This window comes from Dapis purpurea BLCC-M126, from assembly GCF_050015975.1.
Lineage (GTDB): Bacteria > Cyanobacteriota > Cyanobacteriia > Cyanobacteriales > Microcoleaceae > Trichodesmium.
Genome location: NZ_JBNHER010000176.1, coordinates 1 through 23,099 on the forward strand (window position 1 = coordinate 1; position 23,099 = coordinate 23,099).

General features: G+C 36.9%; 15 protein-coding genes. 6 read left to right on the forward strand and 9 right to left on the reverse strand.

Annotated features, from left to right (window positions below; translation table 11 throughout):
- Positions 1-94: 94 nt before the first annotated feature.
- Both ACP6PL_RS15515 and ACP6PL_RS15520 read left to right on the forward strand, forming a co-directional pair.
- The gene (locus ACP6PL_RS15515) at positions 95-265 is read left to right on the forward strand and encodes a hypothetical protein (RefSeq protein ID WP_426546167.1); all 171 of its coding nucleotides are present in this window, start codon (positions 95-97) and stop codon (positions 263-265) included.
- A 114-nt stretch (positions 266-379) separates the two neighbouring features.
- On the forward strand, positions 380-763 hold the full coding sequence (locus ACP6PL_RS15520) for a hypothetical protein (RefSeq protein WP_426546168.1): 384 nt from the start codon (positions 380-382) through the stop codon (positions 761-763).
- 10 nt (positions 764-773) lie between these two features.
- Here ACP6PL_RS15520 and ACP6PL_RS15525 read toward each other — a convergent pair whose 3' ends face one another.
- From ACP6PL_RS15525 to ACP6PL_RS15535, 3 genes are all read right to left on the reverse strand, one after another.
- Positions 774-1,580, reverse strand: a complete 807-nt coding sequence (locus tag ACP6PL_RS15525; RefSeq protein ID WP_426546169.1) for a class II aldolase/adducin family protein — start codon at positions 1,578-1,580, stop codon at positions 774-776.
- Positions 1,581-2,112: 532 nt separating this feature from the next.
- On the reverse strand, positions 2,113-3,450 hold the full coding sequence (locus tag ACP6PL_RS15530; RefSeq protein ID WP_426546170.1) for an MFS transporter: 1,338 nt from the start codon (positions 3,448-3,450) through the stop codon (positions 2,113-2,115).
- A 570-nt stretch (positions 3,451-4,020) separates the two neighbouring features.
- Complete coding sequence (locus ACP6PL_RS15535; protein WP_426546171.1) at positions 4,021-4,515, reverse strand: hypothetical protein; 495 nt, start codon at positions 4,513-4,515, stop codon at positions 4,021-4,023.
- Between the two features lie 265 nt (positions 4,516-4,780).
- Between ACP6PL_RS15535 and ACP6PL_RS15540 the strand changes: the two genes are divergently transcribed.
- Complete coding sequence (locus ACP6PL_RS15540) at positions 4,781-5,293, forward strand: hypothetical protein (protein WP_426546172.1); 513 nt, start codon at positions 4,781-4,783, stop codon at positions 5,291-5,293.
- Positions 5,294-5,627: 334 nt separating this feature from the next.
- Here the strand turns inward: ACP6PL_RS15540 and ygfZ are convergent, their stop codons facing one another.
- Both ygfZ and ACP6PL_RS15550 read right to left on the reverse strand, forming a co-directional pair.
- Positions 5,628-6,677, reverse strand: a complete 1,050-nt coding sequence (ygfZ, locus tag ACP6PL_RS15545) for a CAF17-like 4Fe-4S cluster assembly/insertion protein YgfZ (RefSeq protein WP_426546173.1) — start codon at positions 6,675-6,677, stop codon at positions 5,628-5,630.
- 260 nt (positions 6,678-6,937) lie between these two features.
- Positions 6,938-7,327, reverse strand: a complete 390-nt coding sequence (locus tag ACP6PL_RS15550) for a hypothetical protein (protein WP_426546174.1) — start codon at positions 7,325-7,327, stop codon at positions 6,938-6,940.
- A gap of 496 nt (positions 7,328-7,823) precedes the next feature.
- Here ACP6PL_RS15550 and trpS point away from each other — a divergent pair, with 496 nt between their 5' ends.
- Positions 7,824-8,840: a tryptophan--tRNA ligase gene (gene trpS, locus ACP6PL_RS15555; RefSeq protein ID WP_426546175.1), complete on the forward strand. Its 1,017-nt coding sequence runs from the start codon at positions 7,824-7,826 to the stop codon at positions 8,838-8,840.
- Between the two features lie 127 nt (positions 8,841-8,967).
- On the forward strand, positions 8,968-9,855 hold the full coding sequence (locus ACP6PL_RS15560; RefSeq protein WP_426546176.1) for a methylenetetrahydrofolate reductase: 888 nt from the start codon (positions 8,968-8,970) through the stop codon (positions 9,853-9,855).
- Between the two features lie 84 nt (positions 9,856-9,939).
- Here the strand turns inward: ACP6PL_RS15560 and ACP6PL_RS15565 are convergent, their stop codons facing one another.
- Together ACP6PL_RS15565 and ACP6PL_RS15570 are read right to left on the reverse strand one after the other, a co-directional pair.
- Positions 9,940-10,350, reverse strand: a complete 411-nt coding sequence (locus ACP6PL_RS15565) for a C6orf136 family protein (protein WP_426546177.1) — start codon at positions 10,348-10,350, stop codon at positions 9,940-9,942.
- Positions 10,351-10,771: 421 nt separating this feature from the next.
- A complete protein-coding gene (locus tag ACP6PL_RS15570) occupies positions 10,772-13,813 on the reverse strand; it encodes a VIT domain-containing protein (RefSeq protein ID WP_426546178.1) in 3,042 nt (1,013 codons plus the stop codon).
- A 413-nt stretch (positions 13,814-14,226) separates the two neighbouring features.
- On the opposite strand from ACP6PL_RS15570, the gene ACP6PL_RS15575 reads away from it, so the two are divergent.
- Positions 14,227-16,896, forward strand: coding sequence for an MGH1-like glycoside hydrolase domain-containing protein (locus tag ACP6PL_RS15575; RefSeq protein WP_426546179.1), 2,670 nt, complete (start codon positions 14,227-14,229; stop codon positions 16,894-16,896).
- A 196-nt stretch (positions 16,897-17,092) separates the two neighbouring features.
- On the opposite strand, the gene ACP6PL_RS15580 is transcribed toward ACP6PL_RS15575, so the two are convergent.
- Both ACP6PL_RS15580 and ACP6PL_RS15585 read right to left on the reverse strand, forming a co-directional pair.
- Complete coding sequence (locus ACP6PL_RS15580; RefSeq protein ID WP_426546180.1) at positions 17,093-22,405, reverse strand: trifunctional serine/threonine-protein kinase/ATP-binding protein/sensor histidine kinase; 5,313 nt, start codon at positions 22,403-22,405, stop codon at positions 17,093-17,095.
- A gap of 166 nt (positions 22,406-22,571) precedes the next feature.
- Positions 22,572-23,099: sensor histidine kinase (locus ACP6PL_RS15585; protein ID WP_426546181.1), on the reverse strand; the 528-nt coding region annotated here is incomplete at its 5' end.

Consider the following 23,099-nt stretch of genomic DNA (forward strand, 5'->3'; position numbering starts at 1 on the left):
TCCTGACTCCTAGATTAACTATCTAATTACACCGATACTACCGGATTTGATATGAAATACAAAAAATTGTCCTACTGAAGCGTTTCCACAGGAAATGGGAACCTCAGAATTACCCACTCGATGCATTACTTCCGTGAAACTGTCTATCTATGAAGACAAAAAAAACCAAAATTACCAATATCAAGTAGGAGTAAGTTTATCTTCTGATACTCCTAGTTATGTGAAGCGACAAGCAGATGAAATCTTTATGATGCACTCAAATTAGGAGAGTTTTGTGATGTGTTGAACTACTGACAAATGGGAAAGTCAAGTTTAATGTTACGACTAAGGCAAGATTGAAAAATAAGGTTGTGCCTATGCTGCAATTGACTTAATTGATGTGGGTAGTCAAGAAATTAATACCAAGCAATGGTATCGGGGTATTATTCAAGAATTAGTCATAAATTTTGACTTAACTATTAATCGGCGGGCATGGTCAAAATCAAGAGAAGATTTATCTCCTTTAGAACAATTTAGGTATTTTTTAAGGGAAGTTTTGCTAGGGAAAGTTGGGGAAAGTATTGTCATTTTTGTTGATAATATATATAGTTTAATTAGTCTGGATTTTCCCACCTATGATTTTTTTGCTCTGATTCATGCTTGTCATAATAAACGGGCAGAAAATCCTCAATATAAACGATTATCTTTTGCTTTATTTGGGGTAGCAACTCCTTCTAATTTAATTACTGATAAAACTATGACTCCTTATACTGCTAACTCCTGACTCCTGACTCCTAATCAAGTAAGTCTGGTTCCTGGCGCACAATCATCTCATAGAGAGACTGAAAACTAAACCAACCAAATTGATGGAAACCAATCTGACTATAGGTTAAACGAGCTATATCATGGTCAATTAGCACAGGTTTTCCTGCTGCTTCAGCCATAAGTTGGGCCTGACAGGAACGATCCATGGTAACAAACCACCAAGCTGCCTCATCTACTGAATGACCAACCGTAAGTAAACCATGATTTCTCAGAATTAATGCCTTTTTGTCTCCAAGGGTAGCAGCAATTCGTTTACCCTCATCTAGGTTCAGTACAACTCCTGTATAATCATCAAACAAGGCATGGTCTTCATAGAAAGCACAAGCATCCTGAGTCAAGGGGTCAAGAATCCGTCCCAGGGTTGACCAAGCTTTGCCATAGAGTGAATGAGCGTGAGCTGCAGCATCCACATCAGGTCGTGCAGAATGAATTTGGGAATGAATAGCAAAAGCTGCTTGGTTAACAGGTTTATTACCTTTGACTACTTCACCCTTGTGGTTAACCAATAACAAATCTGAAACTCGAATATGACCAAAGTACATCCCCAAAGGATTAACCCAAAAGTGGTCTGGAAATTCAGGGTCACGCATTGTGATATGTCCTGCCACTCCTTCATCAAACCCATAACGAGCAAACAAACGAAATGCTGCTGCTAGTCGTTGTTGACAGTGGCGACGTTCATCTTCTAAGCTATCAAATTTCAACTCTTGAAAAAAGTTTTTTTCCTGTATTTCTCGAAGATTTTTCTGAGATGTTTGATTTTGGCTTTGAGTCATTTTTTTATCTTGCTATAGCGTTAATTAACCTTCAACGATAATTGATAAATTTGATTCCCACACTCCCTATCAAGAAAAAATCTAGGGACGTTCCATGTAAAACATCCCTAAAAGGGTTTGAGAAAAGCTCGATCAACTTTTTACCAATGAATAATTGATAATTACGGCTTGCTGATTAACTATCAAAACATTGACAAATAAAAGCTAAAGCCTTTATTTTCTGAAAAATTGCAAGGTTTTCGGTATAAAAAGCTCAAAAAATTAGCATTTTGGGCTGACTATAGCAGAAAAATCAAGGGACAATTCTTTATCCTACTTCCTCTATAATTCCTATTTCTCCTGACTCCTGACTCCTGACTCCTACCCTTACCAAAAGATTTATTCAGTAAACCCTAATTAATCAATTTGGCTTTATTGCCTTCTATTTCAAGAGAAAAAGCGGTCGTTTGCGGAGCATTCCTTATATTCAATCAAGTACGGTTTTAACCAGGGGTAATTATCAATTATCCATTATCCATTATCCATTAATGAACTACATCAATACAGTTTGTTCAGTATTATCAGTCTCAGTTTGATTCACTTGAAACCGATCAGCATCAGGCAACTCTCTCTCAACTCGTCGCAACTCTGGAGTACGATAGGCAACTAATACTGCTCCCATATTCAATAGACCCATCAAGACAAATAACAAAGCCATTCCTCTGCCATCTCCTACTCCTATTATTCTGCCCACACTGCTTGCCAACATTCCATTTTCACTCATCAAAGGTTTAAACATAAACTCTACTAAAGGCGCTACACTTAGATGAGTAGTTACTAACAAAAACTTTTCCATCATATTCTGTAAAGCAAAAACTCGCCCTTGTAAATCTTGAGGTACTTTTTGCTGCCAAATAGTATGATTTAAACTAACAATAATTGCCCTCGAAAATAAATAACCAAAACCGCCAATTGCAGCTAAAATGACAGCAGGTTTTAATCCTCCCAAACATAGACATAATCCCTGGATAAATGCAAATAGTAAAATCCCTTCTATTCTTCGTTTAGAACATCCCCATACACTGACTATGACACTGCCTAATAACATTCCAATGCCACTAAAAGACATTACTATTCCTAGTTCTTTTTCCGAGGCAAAACTTAAAATCATTGGCAAGAATAAAACTTGCAATACTCCTGCACTTAAATAGATAACTCCAAAGAATATTGTCAACTTGCGCAAACCAGAACGGACTACTACATAATTCCACCCTGAAACAACTTCCTGCCATAACTCTTCAACACTTACTCTCCGTCTAATATTTTTCTGCTGCCTTCTAGGGAATTTGACAATTAACAGAGTGAAAAATGCTAGTAGATAGGTACCAAAATCTATCAATAATATACCGTGAAGGTGAATTTTGATTATCAATAATCCAGCTATACTAGGCCCAAGTATTCTTGCTGTTGCTATTGCTCCCTGTACCATGCCATTCGCCCGACTCAAGTGTTGCGGAGGTACAAGTTGAGAGATTGCTGATATATAAGCTGGCCATTGAAAAGCATTACAGACGGAACTAATACCCACTGCTACATAGATATGCCAAACTTCCAGTTGCCCAGAGAAAACTAGGAACATTATTCCTAATGCTGTTACCCCAGTAATTGAGTCACTGACAATCATTACCCGACGACGACTCCAGCGATCTACCATTGCACCAGCAAATGGTGAAATAAAGATACTAGGTAGATGAATGAATAAAGACAATAGAGCATAATGGGTAATAGAACCTGTTGTTTGATATACCCATACTGCTAGAGCAAATTCACTTAGACTAGAACCTAATAGAGAAAAAACTTGACCCAACCAAATAAATACGAATGTTTGCATAACCTTGAGTTGCTAGATGAATCAAAATAGAGTCGAATGGCATTTATTGAGTTTGTTTTGCTTAATTATACTTATTATAACTTGAGTATGGTGATTTTAAAATACTCACTATGTATTAATCAAGGTATATATTAAGCCGTAATAATTTTCTTTTGTCTCTTGAAATTATTGAGAAATGCTATGGCTATTAAACAATTTAATTTTTGCCAGATCGAATTAATTTTCTAGTAGTTATTTAGTAAATTTCCCCTGTTAAATTAGTCACTATAAAATGAATAACCAAAAATCCTAGGCTGGTTTTGGTTATTTATTTAAAGGTATCTTTTATTTACTGTAACTGTATCTTCTGAGAATGACTTAAAGATTAGATTGTCTTAATATTTTTATAATTTATTTTTATCAAATATTTTCTGTAATTCTACTCCTGAAAGGAACCTAAGAAGTATTGTTGCAAACGACACAAAAAAATTAGATAAAATCAAATAAAGCTGTGAGTATGTAGTTTATCTTAATAGGGAATAGGGAAAGAATAGAAATAAATATAGGTGTACCTTATGAGTCTGAGAAACGCTATAAATCCTCTGCTAACTTCAAACCATCACCATTTGGACAATTGTAGTAATCATCACTCAACCTACCTAGACCATTTAACAGCAACAATCCAGTAGCAGACTCTTCCTGATCATCCCCTATTCTTACCCAAACGTCGCCATACCAAATACCTTGTTGGTCTTTGCCTGCAAATATCGTAGGTAAAGTTTCAGGAGATTGTTTGACTTGCTGCTCTAGATAAGACTTTGCTTCTGGAGTCAAGTCAGTTACACCGCATAGTTGAAGAGTACGTTGTCGAAATCCTTTTTTTACTTTTAAGCGATAGAACTCCGTTCCGCTGTCGCTATCGCTACTTTGGATAGACTCAACTTGCCAATATTCAGTTTCAGGAATGCCACTATCTCTAAAGGCTGTGATGGTATTTTTGCTGCGATTACAGCCTACTATGCTAAAGAGCATTATAAATGTAGCCACATTGCCGACAAGTAAAGTTCTGTGTAAAAATTTGTTCATTGAATTTATAGTTGCATCTTGGACAAATACCAGTAAACATAGGATGGGTATCTAATAGATAGAGCTTCTCATCACACAAATTGCTTTTTCCATTAACTGCTAATCAATGTGTAAGCAAATGCACGTCCACCCACAATAAAAAAGTTTTTTGTGACAACTAATGCACATTTCCCCACTTCCCCAAAAACTAGGAGATGATTAAGACATGAAAGGGAAGAGAACAACCACTTCCTACATTAACAAATTAAACAAAAGGGAACCTTAGATGAATATTCAAACTAACCTCAACAAAGCTTTTAGTTTCAGTTTCGTTGCTTTAACCGCTACTTCTTTATCATTTGCCACAATAACTCCTGTAAAAGTTGCTTTTGCTCAGGAAGAAGTTGAGCCACCCCCACCCCCAAAAGTTGAGTACATGATCGTTCCTAGCGTTATAAATGAAGGGATGAACGGAACATGGAATTTACAATGGAAAGCCAATGGATGGTTATATAAAAGTCGTTTAAAAATGGATGGAAATTTTGGAACTATGCTTGTAAATGTAACTGGACCTAATGGTAGGAGAGTTTACGCTGAACAACAAATGAATATGCATCCTGAAAGAAATGGTTATACTCTTCAAGGTAATAGACCTACTTATCCAGGTAGTGATGCAATAAACCGTGACTATCAAGCTGATACTTTTTATGTTGAGTTAGGCGATGATGGTCGTTGGAGAATGAAAAATTGTTCTGATTATTCTGGTTGTATTCCAGTCAGGGTGACACAAATTAATTAATAAATTCAATGTTTCATTGATTGATTTATCTTGATAACAAGAATGCCAATGCCAACTAAAAATTGACTTTATTTTAGATTGGGAGCTTGATAATAGTTAGCTGAGAAAATAGTTAGTAAAAATTAACATAAAGATGATTTTTATGTCTGTAAAAACAGGGGGTTTGAACGTGATTAGTTCATCCTGTTTCTACAGCTAGCGTAGAAATGTATTTTTATTGACTACTTTATGTCTTTTTTTGGGTGAAATTATGGCGAAAATGCCCACGGTATTCGTTTTACAACTCCCACACTTTCTTGATGGAGTACCTGAGATTGTTTCTGCCATAAATCTCCTAACTATCAATATCTTGATGTGTCAAAAAAGGGACTTCAACTACTTCTCCTTCTACATTTCCTACTTGGACTTTTAAACCTACTCCCCCTGCTTTTGTTCTAATATAAACTAAACCAAAATAACCATCATTAGTTTCCGTAAAACTTGTTAGTTTTCCGACCTTTTCATCCCCAACTTGTACAACCTTTCCTAATTCTGCCTTTCCATTTAAACGTATTCCCCAAAGTCTTTGTTTCACACCTTTATATGTATTTAAACGAGCAATAGTTTCTTGGCCAATATAACAACCTTTTTCAAAAGAAATAGTATTCCATAAACCTGCTTCCAGAGGGTTGTAGTCATCTGTAAGTTCATAGTCTGGTGCAGGACGGCCTTCCTGTATTCTCAGTTGTTGCCACAGGCGATCGCCCATGGGTACTGCTCCTACTTCTACCAACATTTGCCAAATTTCGGCAGCATTATTTACAGGTACGATCAAAGTGTATCCCTCTGTTGCTAACCCACTACCGACAGCAACCCTAACTTCTACATTTCCTAGACTCATTAACTGATGAGTAGCATGAGCTACATCTGGGTTAGTTGTACCTGATAATTTTGCTATCAAGTTTTTGCCTTCTACTCCAATGAGACTAAATATGGCGTATTCACTGCTAATATCTTTTACTTCTACCTTATCCATGGGGAAGAGATAACGGTCAAACCATTCTACTAACTGTTGACAACGGATGGGAGAGACTAGCAACAAAACATTATTTTCTGTAGCGTAAGCTGTTGTTAAGTCGATAGTACGAGCAGTGGGTGTAACAAAAACTGTCTCACAACCTTGCCCTGGTTGCAAAATATTAAAGTTATTGGTACTTTGGTTATGGAGAAACCGTAAACGGTCATCGTCTGAAATTTCTATTAGCCCCCAATGTGAGCGATCGCATACAGCTACTCCGTTTTTTGTTGCTTCTATTGCTTGAATATCGTTACCAAAACTAACTGGAATAGAGTCTTGAAAAGTTGCTCCATTAGATGTTTGAATATTTTGTAATTTCTCGTTCATAGTTTTAGTTTGATTGTGATTTTTGCGTACAAATATTTATTTTTTATCAAATAATTTCTGTAGAAATAAAATGAATTTGGCAAACTCAAAAGTTATTTTATCCTGTGGTCATCTTGCTAGTTAATATATCTGACTGAACTGCTAACTAATAACTGTTAACTGATATCCATTAAAAAGTAGAGACTTTAAACCTTTGAGAATTAATTATCCATTATCCATTGTTAATTATCAATTATCAATTATCAATTATCCATTATCAATTATCCATTATCCATTGGTAAATCTTCCATCATATTTTCTACTACTTTTAAAGCCTTTTCATCAAGAATATCCCAATTAACATTTCCATCTTGATTAAGTAGACTAATGTCAATATCAACTTCTACTGTTTCGTCAACAGAATGAGTAGAAAGATAGTTGCTAAAACAAACTTGATAGCAGAGTTCCCAGATATTAATACTAATTTTTTTATCTTGATATTCTAAATCTAATCTATAACCTGGAATTGGCGTTTGTACTTCTTCATAAGTACCTTGCCAAACAGAATTTTCTAGTTTTTTCCGAATATGATCTAGAATTCTAATAAAGGCAGGTTGCATTAGTAACTCTGCTTGTTTCCAGGCAGTAACATCATTGATTTTTGGCTTCATTATATTTTTGATTCAGAAATATTTTTATCTTGATATATGGAAAATTATTTGCATTTCATAGTAAATTTAAGTCAATATTTTGATTGAAATATATCTTGTTTTATTTGTCAACTATTCATCCAATAATTACCATGAAATTTTGATCTGGTACTTTGGTAGACATTTTTAACATTCGGGTTAAGCAAAACTTGTAGGGTGCGTATTTACGGCTAAAATTTAAGCTGTGAAAGGTATTTGGGAATCTGTCGTAACGCAGCATTTAAGTGTGTCAGTCCACTACAACTAAACCGTCTGTTACAGTTTTGATGGTTCAATCATAGTTTGTAGTAAGCGCCTTTTATGTTGCGCAGCAAAACGCACCCTGCTGGACTAATGATAACTGAAAATACTTTTAGCTTTTGATTTTTGATTTGCGGAGAGAAGATATTCAATCAAGCACTCAATATGTTATTCTTAAGTATTAATTAATTTTGAACAACTAAAAGTTAGAGAAATAATGGGTAAACAGCGCGTACTCTCTGGAGTTCAACCAACTGGAAACCTTCATATTGGTAACTATTTAGGCGCAATTCGTAACTGGGTAAAAGGACAAGAAGAATACGAGAATTTTTTCTGTGTAGTAGATTTACACGCCATTACAGTACCCCATAATCCGGCTACACTAGCTACAGATACCTACACTATTGCTGCTTTATATTTGGCCTGCGGTATAGACCTGAATTATTCTACAATATTTGTACAATCTCACATTTCTGCCCATAGTGAATTGACATGGTTTCTCAACTGTATTACTCCCCTGAATTGGTTGACAGATATGATTCAATTTAAGGAAAAAGCAATTAAACAGGGAGAAAATGTAGGTACAGGTTTATTGGATTATCCAGTTTTGATGGCTGCGGATATCCTACTTTATGATGCAGATAAAGTTCCTGTGGGAGAAGACCAAAAACAACATTTAGAACTTACTCGCGATATAGCAGTTAGATTTAATCATCAATTTGGTCAGGGAGAAACTATATTAAAATTACCAGATCCTTTAATTAGAAAAGAGGGTGCGCGGGTAATGAGTTTGACAGATGGTACTAGCAAAATGTCTAAATCTGACCCTTCAGAATTGAGTAGAATTAATTTATTAGATCCACCAGATGTAATTACTAAAAAAATTAAACGTTGTAAAACAGATCCAATTAAAGGTTTGGAATTTGATAATCCTGAAAGACCTGAATGTAATAATTTATTGACTCTTTATGAATTATTTTCAGCTAAAACAAAGGAAGAGGTAATAACAGAATGTCAAGATATGGGATGGGGTAAATTTAAGCCTTTATTAACTGAGGCGACTATTGAAGCTTTAACTCCAATTCAAACAAAATATAAAGCAGTTATGGATGATAAAGGTTATCTGGAATCTGTTTTAGCTGAAGGAAAGCAAAAAGCAGAAGTGATCGCTAATCAAACTTTAGAAAAAGTTAAAAAAGCTTTGGGTTATTCATCAATAGGGAATAGGGAGTAGGAAGTAAGGAATAGGGAATAGGTAGATAGAAAAAAATAATGAGTTAATAACTCATAGCTGATAGCTGATAGCTGACAGCTGAATACTTAAATATTGAAAACTTAAACAGAGTAAAGAAATAATATAAATGAATAAATTTCGTAATGCCGTAAAATCTGGAGAATTTTTAATCACTGCTGAAGTAGCACCACCCAAGGGAGCTGACCCCACTCACATGATTAAAATGGCTGAAACTCTTAAAGGTAGAGTTCATGCAGTTAATATTACCGATGGTAGTCGTGCTGTATTAAGAATGTCCTCATTAGCAGCTTCTATCATCTTGAAAAATATTGGCCTAGAGCCAATATTTCAACTAGCTTGTCGCGATCGCAACCGTATAGCTTTACAAGCTGACCTAATGGGAGCTTCAGCTTTAGGACTTCACAATATTTTGGCCTTGACTGGAGACCCTGTAAAAGCAGGAGACCATAAAGATGCCAGAAGTGTATTTGATATGGAGTCTGTACGTCTATTACAAATGATTGCCAAGTTAAATCAAGGCATGGACTGGAATGAGAAAGCTTTACCGGATGGACCAACAGATTTATTTGTAGGTGCGGCGGTAGACCCTCAGTCCCCTAGTTGGTCAGGATTAAAAAAACGATTTGAACGTAAATTATTAGCAGGGTCTCAATTTTTTCAAAGTCAATTAATTTCTGATTTTGATAAGCTAGAAAAATTTATGAATCAAATCGCAGTGGATAGTAATAAGCCAATTTTAGCAGGAATATTGTTACTAAAATCTGCCAAAAATGCTGCTTTTCTAAATAAGTATGTTCCAGGAGTTGATATACCAGAACATATTATTAATCGTTTAGCAAATGCAGAAAAACCTTTACAAGAAGGAATAAAAATTGCTGCCGAACAAGTGAAAATGGCAAGCAACATTTGTCATGGAGTTCATCTAATGGCAATTAAGCGAGAAGACTTAATTCCCCAAATATTAGATATGGCTGAAATTTCTCCAATTAGGTAGCACAGGCATCTTGCCTGTTCAAGATACCCACGCTGCGGTAACACAGGCATCTTTCCTATTTTTCTTACAGCCAAGATGGGTGTGCTACAGTCCTTTTAAAAAAAACTGCTTTAATATTTCACTTGGTTTCTTATCCCAAGTATCAATATGTTCATAAATCAACCCATTTTGATTGAATTTATAAGTAGAATAACCATTAAAAAAAATCTTGGCTTTCCAAGGAACTCTCAAAACACCACGCACAGTCCAATTTGCCAAAATTATATCTTCTGCTGTTTGCTGAACATCATGTAAATCAAAATAAAGTTCCGTAAAAAATAGCCGACCGTGAAAGCGCAAAGTCCAAAAAATAATCCGATAATTAAATTTCCACTTAAAGGTATTTACCGGGTCTTTAAAAAAAATATCTCTAGTATAGATATCGTAGGAAATATCCTTTTCAAACAAAGTTGGTAAATCTAACTTTAGCGTCTCAATAACTTGTTCAACCTGCACTTAAATTTTCCTCACTATAAAACTAACTATAGCTTTAAGCAAACAGCTATCAGCTATCAGCTCAAGTCAAAACTATTATAAAGGTAAGTGCCTTTTTAGGTCTTGAAAAAGTACCTAGTGCCGCTACGCGGAAGTCAGAAGTCAGAAGTCAACCCACCCCTAACCCCTCCCAGGAGGGGAAGTTAGAAGTATTGATTAGTAAGACTTTTAGGATTTTTTAACTGGTCAGTTATTTCTGCCATCCTGCACTAGTTTTTAGCTCTTTATGCTCAAAAAGGAGCGCATTTTGGGCGCATAGTTGCGCAAAAAAATTACTCCCCATCTCCCCTACTCCCCTACTCCCCTACTCCCATCCCCCAATCTCCCCATCCCCCAATCTCCCCATCTCCACATCCCCCCATCTCCACATCCCCCCATCTCCCTATTTTTCAACCTTTTGCCACTGTATCCACTGTTTCCAACCCAAATACAAACCAAATAACAATATCGCCCAAACAAAACTAGGTTCTGGAATACCCATCATTCCATCGGGAGTCTGTTTTTTCACTTTCGCTTGACGACTGGGGTTATTGGGGTCAACTCTTTGGTCATCACTCACCGCCACAAATGCAGTATATTTCGACATCAACCGATAACCTAACGCTACATTTGTAACAGCATCGACTTTCTCTGGTGTCTCCCCACCAGTCATTTCCAACATTAACTGCTTAATTTTTGCTCGTCCCCAAAGTTGAGCGATCGCTTCATTCCCAGCATCGGAGTCAAAGCGCAAAGGAAAAGTTTTCTGATAACGTTTACCACCAGCAGCAACTGCCGTTATTTCTAAATTCCCGCTGAGTCTGTCTTGTTTACGTCCGTACAAAACTAAGGGTTCCTGAGCAAATAAGTCAGCAGGTTTAAGGGGGAAAACTTCTGGCGTTTCTCCCAAACCTTGCCATTTCACCTCAATATTTGTCAGCACTGGGTTATTTATTTCATTGAAAAACTTTTCTGTTACTGCATTGACAGACTCATCGTGACGGACTACATGAACTGTACCCTGACCTACTTCTGCGAGTCGGTTTAATAAATAACGGTTGACGGAACTACCCACACCAAAACTATAAAGACGGTTGCCTGGTTGTAGTTGTTTTTCTATCCGAGAAATGATTTGATTTTCATTACCTATTAAGCCATCTGTTAGTAAAACAATACTGCGCAACCGACCATTTTTGGCAGGGGGAAAATTCAGGACAGTATCAATACCATTTAATAATTCTGTACCTCCATTAGCTCTTAATTTGTTAACATAATTTATGGCTTTTTTTCGGTTATCTGGAGTATTAGCTAGAGGTTCGCTTGATAATGTTTGACTACTATTTGCAAAGTCAATAATAGTAAAGGTGTCGTCAGGATTTAATCCCTGAAGAAAACGGCGCATTAATACTTTTGATTGTTCGAGAGGGGCACCGCTTTGGGAACCGGATGTATCCATTAAGAAGACTACATCTTTTGGTACAATTTCTTTGGTTTGATATTCTAGGGCAGGAATTAAATAAACAGCAAAATGTCCGCCTTTATTATCGGCTTGAGAGAGAACCGTAGATTGGGTTTCTTTGCCAGCTACTTGATAACGGAGAACTAAATCTTTATTGGGAATAGTATCAGCTTGGTTTAGTTGTATCTGAGTAATAGATGGTAAGCCGGCAGCAGAAATTTTTTGTGTTTGGATTTGATGGGAGGGAGAAATAATATTAGAAATTGGTACTCCAGCATCAATTTCAATTGTGACGTTAATATCATTACCTGAGCGTTCTTTTGGCGGAGTTTCTAAAGTTTGAGAAAGTAAGTTAGGAATGGAGTTTGTTCCAGGTAAACTTGCTAAATGAATTGATTTTTCTGGGAAGCTTCCTAAATTAGAATTTCCAGGATTATAACGAGGTCCGACAACCATCGGAAAGACAAATTCATAGTCGCCCCCAGCAAATTTTAACGCATCCGTGTAACGAATTACTACTTCTATTGTTTCACCAGGTTTGATATTAGCTAAAGACTGAGTAAAAATATTAGGTCGTTCTTGTTCTAATAAGGCAGCAGTTTTTCCTTCTTGTTTGGCTTTATTGTAGATTTTTTTAGCTTCTTCCCGTTTTTTTATAACTCCTTTAATCACGCGATCGCCAATCCGAATTTCCATATCATCTACAGCAGATTCGTCGGGCAATGGAAATTCATAGGTTGCTTCTAAAGGAGTATTATAAGGATTAGTAAAACGTTGGACTACTTCTACGCGCGATAGGTTTCCAGAAATTTTAGCTGTTACATCTGTATGTTCTAATGGAAAAGCTTGGATTTCTCCAGTGTCAGATTTTGCATATAGTCCACCATAATTTGGAGATGAAGTAACTGTTTTTTGGGGTTTTACTTCTGGTTTGACATTAGAATATGCTGAAATTGGTTGGGGATAATTTGTTCGGGAAGAATTGGTAAATATTGCAGCTAAAAATACGCTCATTGATAGTAAAAAAGTAAGACCTGCAACTCCACCAACAAACCATTTACCGATATTATTTTTGGCTGTAGTTAATCCTACAGGAGTATTCAAATCATTTAATACTTCGGCTGCTGTTTGATAGCGTTTTTTCGTAGCAGTTTGCAGCATTTTATCGATAATTTTAGTTAACTGAAGAGACACAGGATGTTTCAAATAATCTTGCCAAACCCATTTATCTTCACCACTATCAAATAAATCGAAAGGTTCTACCCCTGTTAGTAGGTAAATACAAGTTATAGCTAAACTATATATATCGCTGGCAAAAACTGCTTTTCCTCTTACTTGTTCCGGTGCAATATAAGCTGCTGAACCAATTACTGTTCCAGTTTTTTTCAGGGTAGTCTTAGATGTAAATTTAGCAGCACCAAAATCAACTAACACTAGAGAATATTTTTGAGTTTTATCTCCACCATAATTAGTCAAACGAATAAGATTATCTGGTTTAATATCCCGATGTATTACCTGATGTTCGTGGATAAATTCCAAGATAGGCAACATTTCATTCAGCAATTCTCGGATTTTAGTTTCAGTAAAAACACCCTCTGTTGCCAATTCTTCAGCTAAGTTTTGACCATCAATATATTCTTGTACTAAATATTGATGCTCTTCTTGAATTAAATGAGCAAAAAATTCAGGAATTTGCGGATGTTTACCCAGAGTTTCTAAACGTACTGCTTCTTGTTCAAATAATTCTGTAGCTTTCTGAATACTTTTACTGTCTTTAGCAGTAGGAAAAAATTGTTTAATCACACATAAATAATTTGATGGTTGAAACTCATCCGCAGCTTTAAAAGTTCTGCCAAAACCTCCCTCACCAATAATTTCTAGAGCGCGATATCGTTCTGCTAATAAAAGTTTGGAACCACATTCCTGACATAGTTCTGTTTCTGCTGAATCTTGATGTAAACAGTTAGGATTAAAACATTGACTCATGGTATTTCTCAACTTTCTAGAATGATGGTGAAAATTAAATTTGATGAGCAAAGTACGGCCAATAATTAACAATTAACAACTAATTATTACCTCTTCTTAGTAAATAAGAGGATTGGCTAAAAGGATTTTTTTCTTTTTTTGATCGATTAGATATTTCCTTATATTCAATCAAGAAAGGTTTTACTTGAGGTAATTATCAATTATCCATTATTCATTATCAATTAATGAACTGAGACTTTAAATAAGGAAATATCATTTTGTTTAGCTTCACGGTCAACTTCCTGTTTTCCCGAATACTAGAAAAAAAATTTTGTCTTTAACATTTTTCTAATAGAAAGGATCATTATGTTACAGATATTTGAAGACAGTTACAGTATATTGAGATTCCAAACTATTCTAAAGTATCAATTATTATGAATACTCAAAACAATAATATTTTGACTCAAGAAGAACAAAGACTAGAAGCAGATCTTAACCATGAAGAATACTGGAGACGTTGGGGACCTTATTTGAGTGAGAGACAATGGGGAACAGTACGCGAAGACTATAGCGAAGATGGTTCCGCTTGGGATTATTTTTCCCACGAACAATCTCATTATCGTGCTTATAGATGGGGAGAAGATGGTATTTGTGGTATTTCGGATAATCATCAACGACTGTGTTTCGCGATCGCTCTCTGGAATGGGGAAGACTCTATGCTAAAGGAACGACTTTTTGGTTTAACAGGAAGTCAGGGAAATCATGGTGAAGATGTCAAAGAATATTATTTTTATTTAGATAATACTCCTAGTCATAGTTATATGAAGGCACTTTATAAATATCCGCAAAGTGCTTTTCCTTATGCTGAATTATTAACAGAAAATCAACAGCGCGATCGCCAATCTTTAGAATACGAATTACTCGAAACTGGAGTATTTGTCGAAAATCGTTATTTTGATGTTTTTGTTGAATATGCTAAAGCTACAGCAGAAGATATTCTGATTAAAATTACGGTAAATAATTTAGCTCCAGAAACTAAGACGTTACACTTATTACCCACTCTTTGGTTTAGAAATACTTGGTCTTGGAATGAAAATCCAAACAAACCTATCCTCAAAAAAATTAATCCTGGTCTCATCGAAGCAAACCATCCCACTTTAGGAAAAAGGTGGCTTTATTTTTCTGAAACTATGGAACTATTTTTTACCGAAAATGAAACAAATAAACAAAGGTTATCTGGAGAAAAAAATACATCTCCTTATGTCAAAGACGGCATCAATAATTATTTAGTAAACGGTCAAAAAGATGCCATTAATCCTAATATGCACGGCACAAAATTTGCACCACATTATATGCTCGAACTTGGAGCAGGTCAAACTAAAACTATTAAATTAAGACTTGCTAATTCTCCAGAAATTAGACAACCATTCGACATAGAATTTGACAATATTTTTCAAACTAGAATTGCAGAAGCAGATGAATTTTATCAGCGTCTTTCTCCCTGCAAAATGAAAGATGAATGGCGAAATATTCAGCGTCAAGCTTTTGCCGGATTATTATGGACAAAACAATATTATCATTATATTGTAGAAGATTGGCTCAAAGGCGATTCTACTCAACCAAAAGTATCAGAAAATAGGAAAAATATTAGAAATTATGGATGGGTTCATCTATTTAATGATGATATAATTTCCATGCCCGATAAATGGGAATATCCTTGGTATGCTGTTTGGGATTTAGCCTTTCATACCATACCCTTAGCAATAATTGACCCTAATTTTGCTAAACGTCAATTAGACTTAATTACTAGGGAATGGTATATGCACCCCAACGGTCAATTACCAGCTTATGAATGGAATTTTAGTGATGTAAATCCACCCGTTCATGCTTGGGGAACTTGGCGAGTTTATCAAATAGAAAAAGAAGTTTATGGTCGTCAGGATAGAAAGTTTCTCGAAAGAGTATTTCAAAAGCTTTTACTCAATTTTACTTGGTGGGTAAATCAGAAAGATGTTGAGGGGAATAATGTTTTTGAAGGAGGCTTTTTAGGATTAGATAATATTGGGGTATTTGATCGGAGTTCCGAACTACCAACTGGAGGGCATATTGAACAATCAGATGGTACGAGTTGGATGGCAATGTTCTGCTTAGATATGTTAAAAATTTCCCTCGAACTTGCCATAGAAAATGATGTTTATGAAGATATTGCTTGTAAGTTTTTTGAGCATTTTCTCTACATTGTAGATGCGATGAATCATTTAGGTTCGGATGGTACTCAACTTTGGGATGAAGCGGATAATTTTTATTATGATGTTTTGCATCAACCAGATAAAGAAGATGTACACCTAAAAGTTCGTTCTATAGTGGGATTAATTCCATTATTTGCCGTAGCAATTATTGACTCCGAAACTTTGCAAAAATTACCTAAATTCCAAAAACGAGTCAAGTGGTTTATGGCAAATAGAATTGACCTTAGTGCCAATATTGCTTGTATGGAAGCTTGCGGTATTGATTCCGAACGTTTACTCGCAATTGTTAGTCCTGAACGTCTGAAAATTATCCTGGAAAAAATGTTAGATGAAAATGAATTTTTCAGCGATTATGGTATTCGTTCTTTATCTCGTTTCCACGCCGAAAATCCCTATATTTTTCATGCTAATGGTGAGGAATATAGAGTTGATTATGAAGCTGCTGAATCTACAAGTGAAATGTTTGGTGGAAATTCTAATTGGCGCGGTCCAATATGGTTTCCAATTAATCATTTAATGATCGAATCTCTGCAAAGATTTCATAACTATTTAGGAGATGATTTCCGGGTAGAATGTCCGACAGGTTCAGGTCGAATGATGAATTTATGGGAAGTATCATTAGAAATTGAAGCGAGACTAATTAAAATTTTCCTCAAAGATGAAAATGGAAAACGTCCGGTTTATGGAGATACGGAAGTATTCAAAAATAACCCTAACTGGCAAGATTTAATTCTGTTTTATGAATATTTCCACGGTGATAATGGTGCCGGTTTAGGAGCAAGTCATCAGACTGGTTGGACTGGTTTGGTGGCAAAATTGATTCAGCAACGGAGTGAGTATAGTTGTGAAATTTAGTTTTGTGGGGGGGGTGATTTTTGTAGGAGTTTGGTTATTTCAGTAAAAGTTACCAGTTAAGAGTACCTTTTACTGAAGTAGGAGACTTGAAACCTGATTTTTGGGTCTCAGCAAACCTCTAATATTTAGGGTTTGCTGAAAAAGTCTTTTTACTCTTTGTAATAGTCTGTAGTTAGGAGAAAAGGAAGACCATCTTTTATCTAGGAATCATTATTGTAAAAGTTGTACCTTTCCCAACTGTTGAATCACAACTAATCATACCACCATGTTTTTCTGTGACTATTTGATGGGCTATCGCTAACCCTAAACCCGTCCCTTTCCCTACTTCTTTTGTCGTAAAGAAAGGATCGAAAAGTTGTTTTTGCGTTTTTTCACTCATGCCCACTCCATTGTCAGCGATGGTAATTTTAACTTGTTTTTCATCTGTTTCCGTACTAATGCGAAGAGTTAGATAATCTTGATGTTCACATTCTGACAAAGCATCAATGGCATTATTCAGTAGATTCAGAAACACTTGATTTAATTGTCCGGCATAACATTCCACTAACGGTAATTTTCCATAATCCTTCTCCACTTGAATTTCGGCTCGTTTTTCCTGTTTTTTCAACCTATTTTGTAAAATGCTTAAGGTACTTTCAATCCCTTCATGTAAATCTACTCGTTTGAATTCTGACTCATCGAGGCGTGCAAAAGTTCGTAGAGATGTGACGATATTTTTGATGCGTTCGCTCCCATTTTCCATAGACTTTAACAGTTTTTCAAAGTCAGAACGTAGGAATTCTAAATCCATGGACTCTATTGCCTCTTCAATTTCCTCGTGTGGCTGAGGATAGTGGTTTTGATAAAGGGCAAGTAATTCCAGCACTTCTTCCATATATGTGTTAGCATGAGCAATATTTCCATGAATAAAACTAACAGGATTGTTGATTTCGTGGGCAATCCCTGCTACCATTTGACCCAAACTAAACATTTTTTCGCTTTGAATCAATTGGATTTGGGTTTGTTGTAGTTCGTGGAGTTCTCGTTCCAGTTCCAGAGCTTTACGGGATTCTTGATAAAGGCGGGCATTTTCTAGGGTAATTGCCGCTTGGGCACAAAGTAAAGAGAGAACTTCCACCCGATATTCCGTAAAAGCACCCGTGGATTGATTGTTTTCTAGATAGAGAATGCCTCGGAGCTTACCCCGATCCTGCAATGGCAAACAAAGTAGAGAACAGGGTTGATGCTTTTGAATATAAGGCTCTCCTTGATATCGTGTTTCTTGGCGAGCATCGTCTAAAATTAGAGGAATTTGGGTGCGTTTGACTGTATTGACTATCTCCAAGGGAATTTGGTTGTTTTCCTCTACTTGGAGCGAGTCTTTTTGGTGAATTTGTCCGTTGATGATTTGTGCTTCTAATCTTAAGGAGCCATCGTTAAATAGCATCAAAGCAGCAGTTTCGGCTCCAGCATTTTCTAAAATAATCTGCATTAAGTTAGCAATGAGGCGCTCGGTTTCAATGTCTCGCGATAAGGCGCGAGTGGCTTTCATTAAAGTTGCGAAATCTAAGATTCCAACTCCATCAGTAATGTTGGTGGTGTTCGTGTTAAAATTGCCAAAGGTACTCTTTGCGATCAATTCTGTGGTGGAACGCTGGAGAATAGGGGTTAACAGTTGCCGATGGCGTTGTTCTAAGTCCTGGGTTTTGGCTTTGGCTCCCCACTGAGCGTAACAATAATAGGCTTCTTGCATATAAAGTGCTGCAAGTTTTTCTTTAGCCCAGTCGAGATAAAATTTAGCTGCAAGTTCGTTAGATAAAGCTTCTTCTTGGATGTATTGGTTTTCTTTGGCTCCCGAAATTGCGCGATCGTATAACTCTATTGCTTCCTCTCGATGACTCAGAACTCTGGCTTTTTCCGCAGCCACCAAATCTAGTTTATGCTGAAAATTTTCCGGGGCGTGGGTTGCCCATAATTCTAGGCGTTGTTGATGAGTTTCCACCTCGTCTAAGATTTGAGTTTGTCTTTCCAGCTCGGCAGTAGGGTAAAGAGCTAATAATACTAATGCCCGATACAGGCAAATCTGAGTAATCGGTAACATTCCCTCTCCACCTTTTTCGTAATTAATCGCCGACTCGGAATGAATCAGGGCTTCTTCGTAATCGTGAAACAAATAATTGAGAATAGTTTTAGTGGTATAGACAAAGAACAAGGAAGTAATTGCTCCAGTCTCTTGAAGTTTGGGGATTTGTGCAGATTCGTCAAACCTTTCTCCTACAAGCTGTTTTGGCTCAACAGCCAGATCCATTAAATTGTCAACGAACTGTGCCCAGATCGCGGCAACAAAGTATTGAAATTCTTGCTTGAGACTTTCGATAAGCTCAATGTAGTAGGTTTGTTTTTGATGAATAACGGTTAGGCATTCGCCGATTAAGAACAGATTGTCGCAATAGTTAATCGCAGAATAACAAGCAAACTCAATGTCACCATTTTCTAAGCCCGTTAATACGTTATCTGCCAGACATTCAACGCGATCGCGTGCTGGCTCTTTCCAGTTGCGAATAAATGTATAGAAGAGTTGATTCACCTTGCAAGTCAGCTCGGCATCTTGATACCGATCGAGGGTATGCAGTGCCAGTTGCCCAAAGCGGTAGCCCAATTCAATATCCGTCATCGTGGCACAGAGCAACATCCCATAAAGAGAATAGGCAAATGCTGCTGTTGGTGAGTTACCATAGCTTACAGACAGGTTAAGCATCGTTAAAATTATCGACGGTAACAACTGGGGATTGGCAATAAAGGCAGGTGCCCATAATTTACTGAGAATACTTAAAGCTGCAATAATTTTGGGATTGGTAATTGCCGGTAGATTGTAGAGGCGATCGATATCGATATCTGGTAAGGGAGCATCGTCAAGGGAAACATCGAGCAAACTCAAGATTTCTAAACCTACATCCAAAGCCATCGGACACTGACTTTCTGCCACTGACAGTGAAACCCTTATTTCGTAGGCTTTAACCTGATCTAAGATATTTTGAGCATTATCAATAACTGTTTGTGTCTGTTGCTGTGATGCCTCATACTCGCCGTTGAGATAGCTTACTTCAGCGAGTAAATTATGTAATTGCAGCATCAATCCATAATGAGTTTGCCATGGTTCAGTAGAAATAACCTCAGTCTGCAGCAGTTCAATTGCTATATTTAAGTAGCTGGCAGCAGCATTGTAGGCAGCAGAAGATTTGGCTTTCCGTGCAGCCACTAAATTCAGTTGTGCCAGCTCTTCTTGTTCCCTCGGTTGCTTGATTAGGGAAATCCCCATATTCAACTGATTGACAATTTTGAAGAGATTTTTTTCCTGTTCCCCTGGAGATATTGTCTGCAATAACAAACGCCCAATGTTTAGGTGGGTCATTTGCTTGCGACCTTTCTGAATTAAAGAATAGGCAGCCTGTTGAACGCGATCGTGCAAAAAGTGATAAATCACTGAAATACTCTGACTTTGACCTTCATCTTCCATCCCTTGGAAAAACTTGTAGGCTTCGCTCTGGGGTAAAATCAGACGACTTTGCAGGGCGCTCCAAAGATTAGCTGCTATTTCTTCGCTAGGAGCTTCACAGATAATGGCTAAAGTCTCTAAATCAAATTGATTACCAATACAAGCAGCCAATTTCAAGACTTCCTGGGTGGCATCGGGTAACTTGTGCAGTCGTCCCGCCATAAATTCCACCACATCATCGGTGAGAGCTGCTTCTCTAACCTGCACCAAATCACATTCCCAATATCCTAAATTTTGATTAAAAGTGATTAACTCATCCTGATATAATCCTTTTAAAAACTGAGTTGTAAAGAAGGGATTGCCTTTCGTCTTTTGATAGACTAAATCGGTTAAAGGTGTGGCTAATTCTACCGAACAACTGAGAGTTTCCGCCACCAATTGATTGATATGATCCACAGATAAGGGAGTGAGAGTAATAGTCGAAATCGTAGCGTTTTGTTTCTCTAATTCCGCCAAGGTTAACATCAATGGATGTCCGGGGAAAACTTCGTTATCTCTATATGCTCCCAACAGCAGCAAATATCCTCTCCGAGTTCCTCCCATCAACACTTTCAGCAAGTTTAACGATGCTGAGTCCGCCCATTGCAAGTCATCTAGAAACAGGGTTAAGGGATGCTCAATTGTTGTGAAAACGGTGATAAATTTCTCAAACAAAAGGTTAAAGCGGTTTTGGGCAGCATTGCCAGAAAGTTCAGGGACACTTGGCTGTTGTCCAATGATGTGTTGGAGTTCGGGAATAACATCAATAAGAACTTGTCCATTTTCTCCCACTGCTTCTAGGATTTTTCCTTTCCAGTTGGCTAATTCAACATCAGATTCTCCGAGTAATTGCACCATTAAATCTCGGAAGGCGATGACGAAGGCAGAAAAGGGTATGTTGCGATTGAATTGGTCAAATTTTCCGGCGATAAAGTATCCTTTTTGTCTGGTGATTGGTTTGTGTACTTCATTCACTACTGCGGTTTTCCCTATACCCGAATATCCCGCTACCAGAATCATTTCTGTTTGTCCTGATGCCACTAGCTCGAAAGCATCAAGAAGAGTTTGGACTTCTTTTTCCCTTCCATACAGTTTCTCTGGAATCAGGAAGCGATCGCTCCGATCTTGCTCTCCCAAGACAAACGGCTCAATTTTTCCCGTTTCTTCATATTCAACCCGACATTTTTCCAAGTCGTGCTTGAGTCCAAGGGCGCTCTGATAGCGTTGTTCAGCATTTTTCGCCATCAATTTCATCACAATATCGGCTAAGAGTTTGGGGACTTGGACATCAGAAATCAGAGTCGGGGTTTTAGCAATGTGTGCGTGAACCAGTTCCAGAGGATCTTCACTTTCAAAGGGCAGTTTTCCTGTCAAGATTTCGTAAAAGGTTACTCCTAGAGAATAAAAATCACTCCGATAGTCTATGCCTCTATTCATCCTTCCGGTTTGTTCTGGAGACAGATAAACTAGAGTTCCTTCTAGGACATTGGGAGTTTGCAAACTTGTTCGTTCTTTCGGCAGTAACGATGAGATACTAAAATCTATTAATTTTACTTCTTGTGTTTCTTGATGTATTAATATATTTGCTGGTTTGATATCTTTATGGATAATATAATTTTGATGCAGATGGTGCAGAATATCTGCTATAGGTAGAGCAATTTCCCAAAATTGTTCTATTGACATAGAGAATTGGCGCTGATATTCGGCTAGGGAGATAGCTCCTATATCTTCCATGATTAGAGCATAGCCATTTTTGTAACGCAAGAGCGAGTATGGTTTGACAATACCAGGAATGTCTAGATTTTTGGTAATGGCGTATTGATTTCTAAATTGGACTAATTCGCTGAAGGATGGATATTCCTGAGCCATTAGTTTGATAATTATCGGTTGCCCACTCTCAAGATTTAGACCCCGATAGACCAGAGTCCGTTCGCTTTTGTGGATGAGTTCATGGGCTTGATAATTGGCGATTTTTATGGTTTTTGTCTCAGTCATTGGTGGGGTTTTTCCTTGAGTCTAATTTTTCTGATATTTATGCCTAGTTTACTTTATTCCTTGCCGAAACTCCAAACTCTTACAAATATTTACAGTTGTTTTTTTGAATCATTAGTGTTACCAGAATACTGACTTGGTAGTTGTTGCTAAAATTTCAAGCCAAATTTTATATAGGAATCACAATGGTAAAAATTGTACCTTGCCCAACTGTTGAATTACAGCTAATCTTACCACCGTGTTTTTCTGTAACTATTTGATGAGCGATCGCCATGCCTAAACCTGTTCCTTTACCCACTCCTTTGGTGGTATATCCTTGATGGAAAATCCGTGCTTTTACTTCTTCTGGCATTCCCGTTCCATTGTCCGCAATTTGGACGATAACCCTCTTTTTGTCTTCGCTTAATTCTGTGACAATGGTAATCTGATTTGGTTGTTTTTCTATTTGTTTAAAAGTTTTCTCCCCATTGCTTTCATCTAAAGCATCTATGGCATTTGCTAATAAATTCATAAACACTTGATTTAGTTGTCCTGGATAACATTTGACTTCTGGAATATCCCCATATTTTTTAATGATTTCAATGGCTGGTCTTTTCTCGTTTGCTTTGAGGCGGTATTTTAAGATTAATAAGGTGCTATCTATTCCGTCGTGTAGATTAAACTCGGTTTTGCTGACAGTATCTGTGCGGGAAAATGT

Coding starts and splice junctions, on each gene's coding strand:
- ACP6PL_RS15570 (WP_426546178.1), bottom strand. CDS start 13,813: ATGAGTCAATGTTTTAATCCTAACTGTTTACATCAAGATTCAGCAGAA.
- ACP6PL_RS15580 (WP_426546180.1), bottom strand. CDS start 22,405: ATGACTGAGACAAAAACCATAAAAATCGCCAATTATCAAGCCCATGAA.
- ACP6PL_RS15515 (WP_426546167.1), top strand. CDS start 95: ATGGGAACCTCAGAATTACCCACTCGATGCATTACTTCCGTGAAACTG.
- ACP6PL_RS15560 (WP_426546176.1), top strand. CDS start 8,968: ATGAATAAATTTCGTAATGCCGTAAAATCTGGAGAATTTTTAATCACT.
- ygfZ (WP_426546173.1), bottom strand. CDS start 6,677: ATGAACGAGAAATTACAAAATATTCAAACATCTAATGGAGCAACTTTT.
- ACP6PL_RS15530 (WP_426546170.1), bottom strand. CDS start 3,450: ATGCAAACATTCGTATTTATTTGGTTGGGTCAAGTTTTTTCTCTATTA.
- trpS (WP_426546175.1), top strand. CDS start 7,824: ATGGGTAAACAGCGCGTACTCTCTGGAGTTCAACCAACTGGAAACCTT.
- ACP6PL_RS15525 (WP_426546169.1), bottom strand. CDS start 1,580: ATGACTCAAAGCCAAAATCAAACATCTCAGAAAAATCTTCGAGAAATA.
- ACP6PL_RS15540 (WP_426546172.1), top strand. CDS start 4,781: ATGAATATTCAAACTAACCTCAACAAAGCTTTTAGTTTCAGTTTCGTT.
- ACP6PL_RS15575 (WP_426546179.1), top strand. CDS start 14,227: ATGAATACTCAAAACAATAATATTTTGACTCAAGAAGAACAAAGACTA.
- ACP6PL_RS15535 (WP_426546171.1), bottom strand. CDS start 4,515: ATGAACAAATTTTTACACAGAACTTTACTTGTCGGCAATGTGGCTACA.
- ACP6PL_RS15550 (WP_426546174.1), bottom strand. CDS start 7,327: ATGAAGCCAAAAATCAATGATGTTACTGCCTGGAAACAAGCAGAGTTA.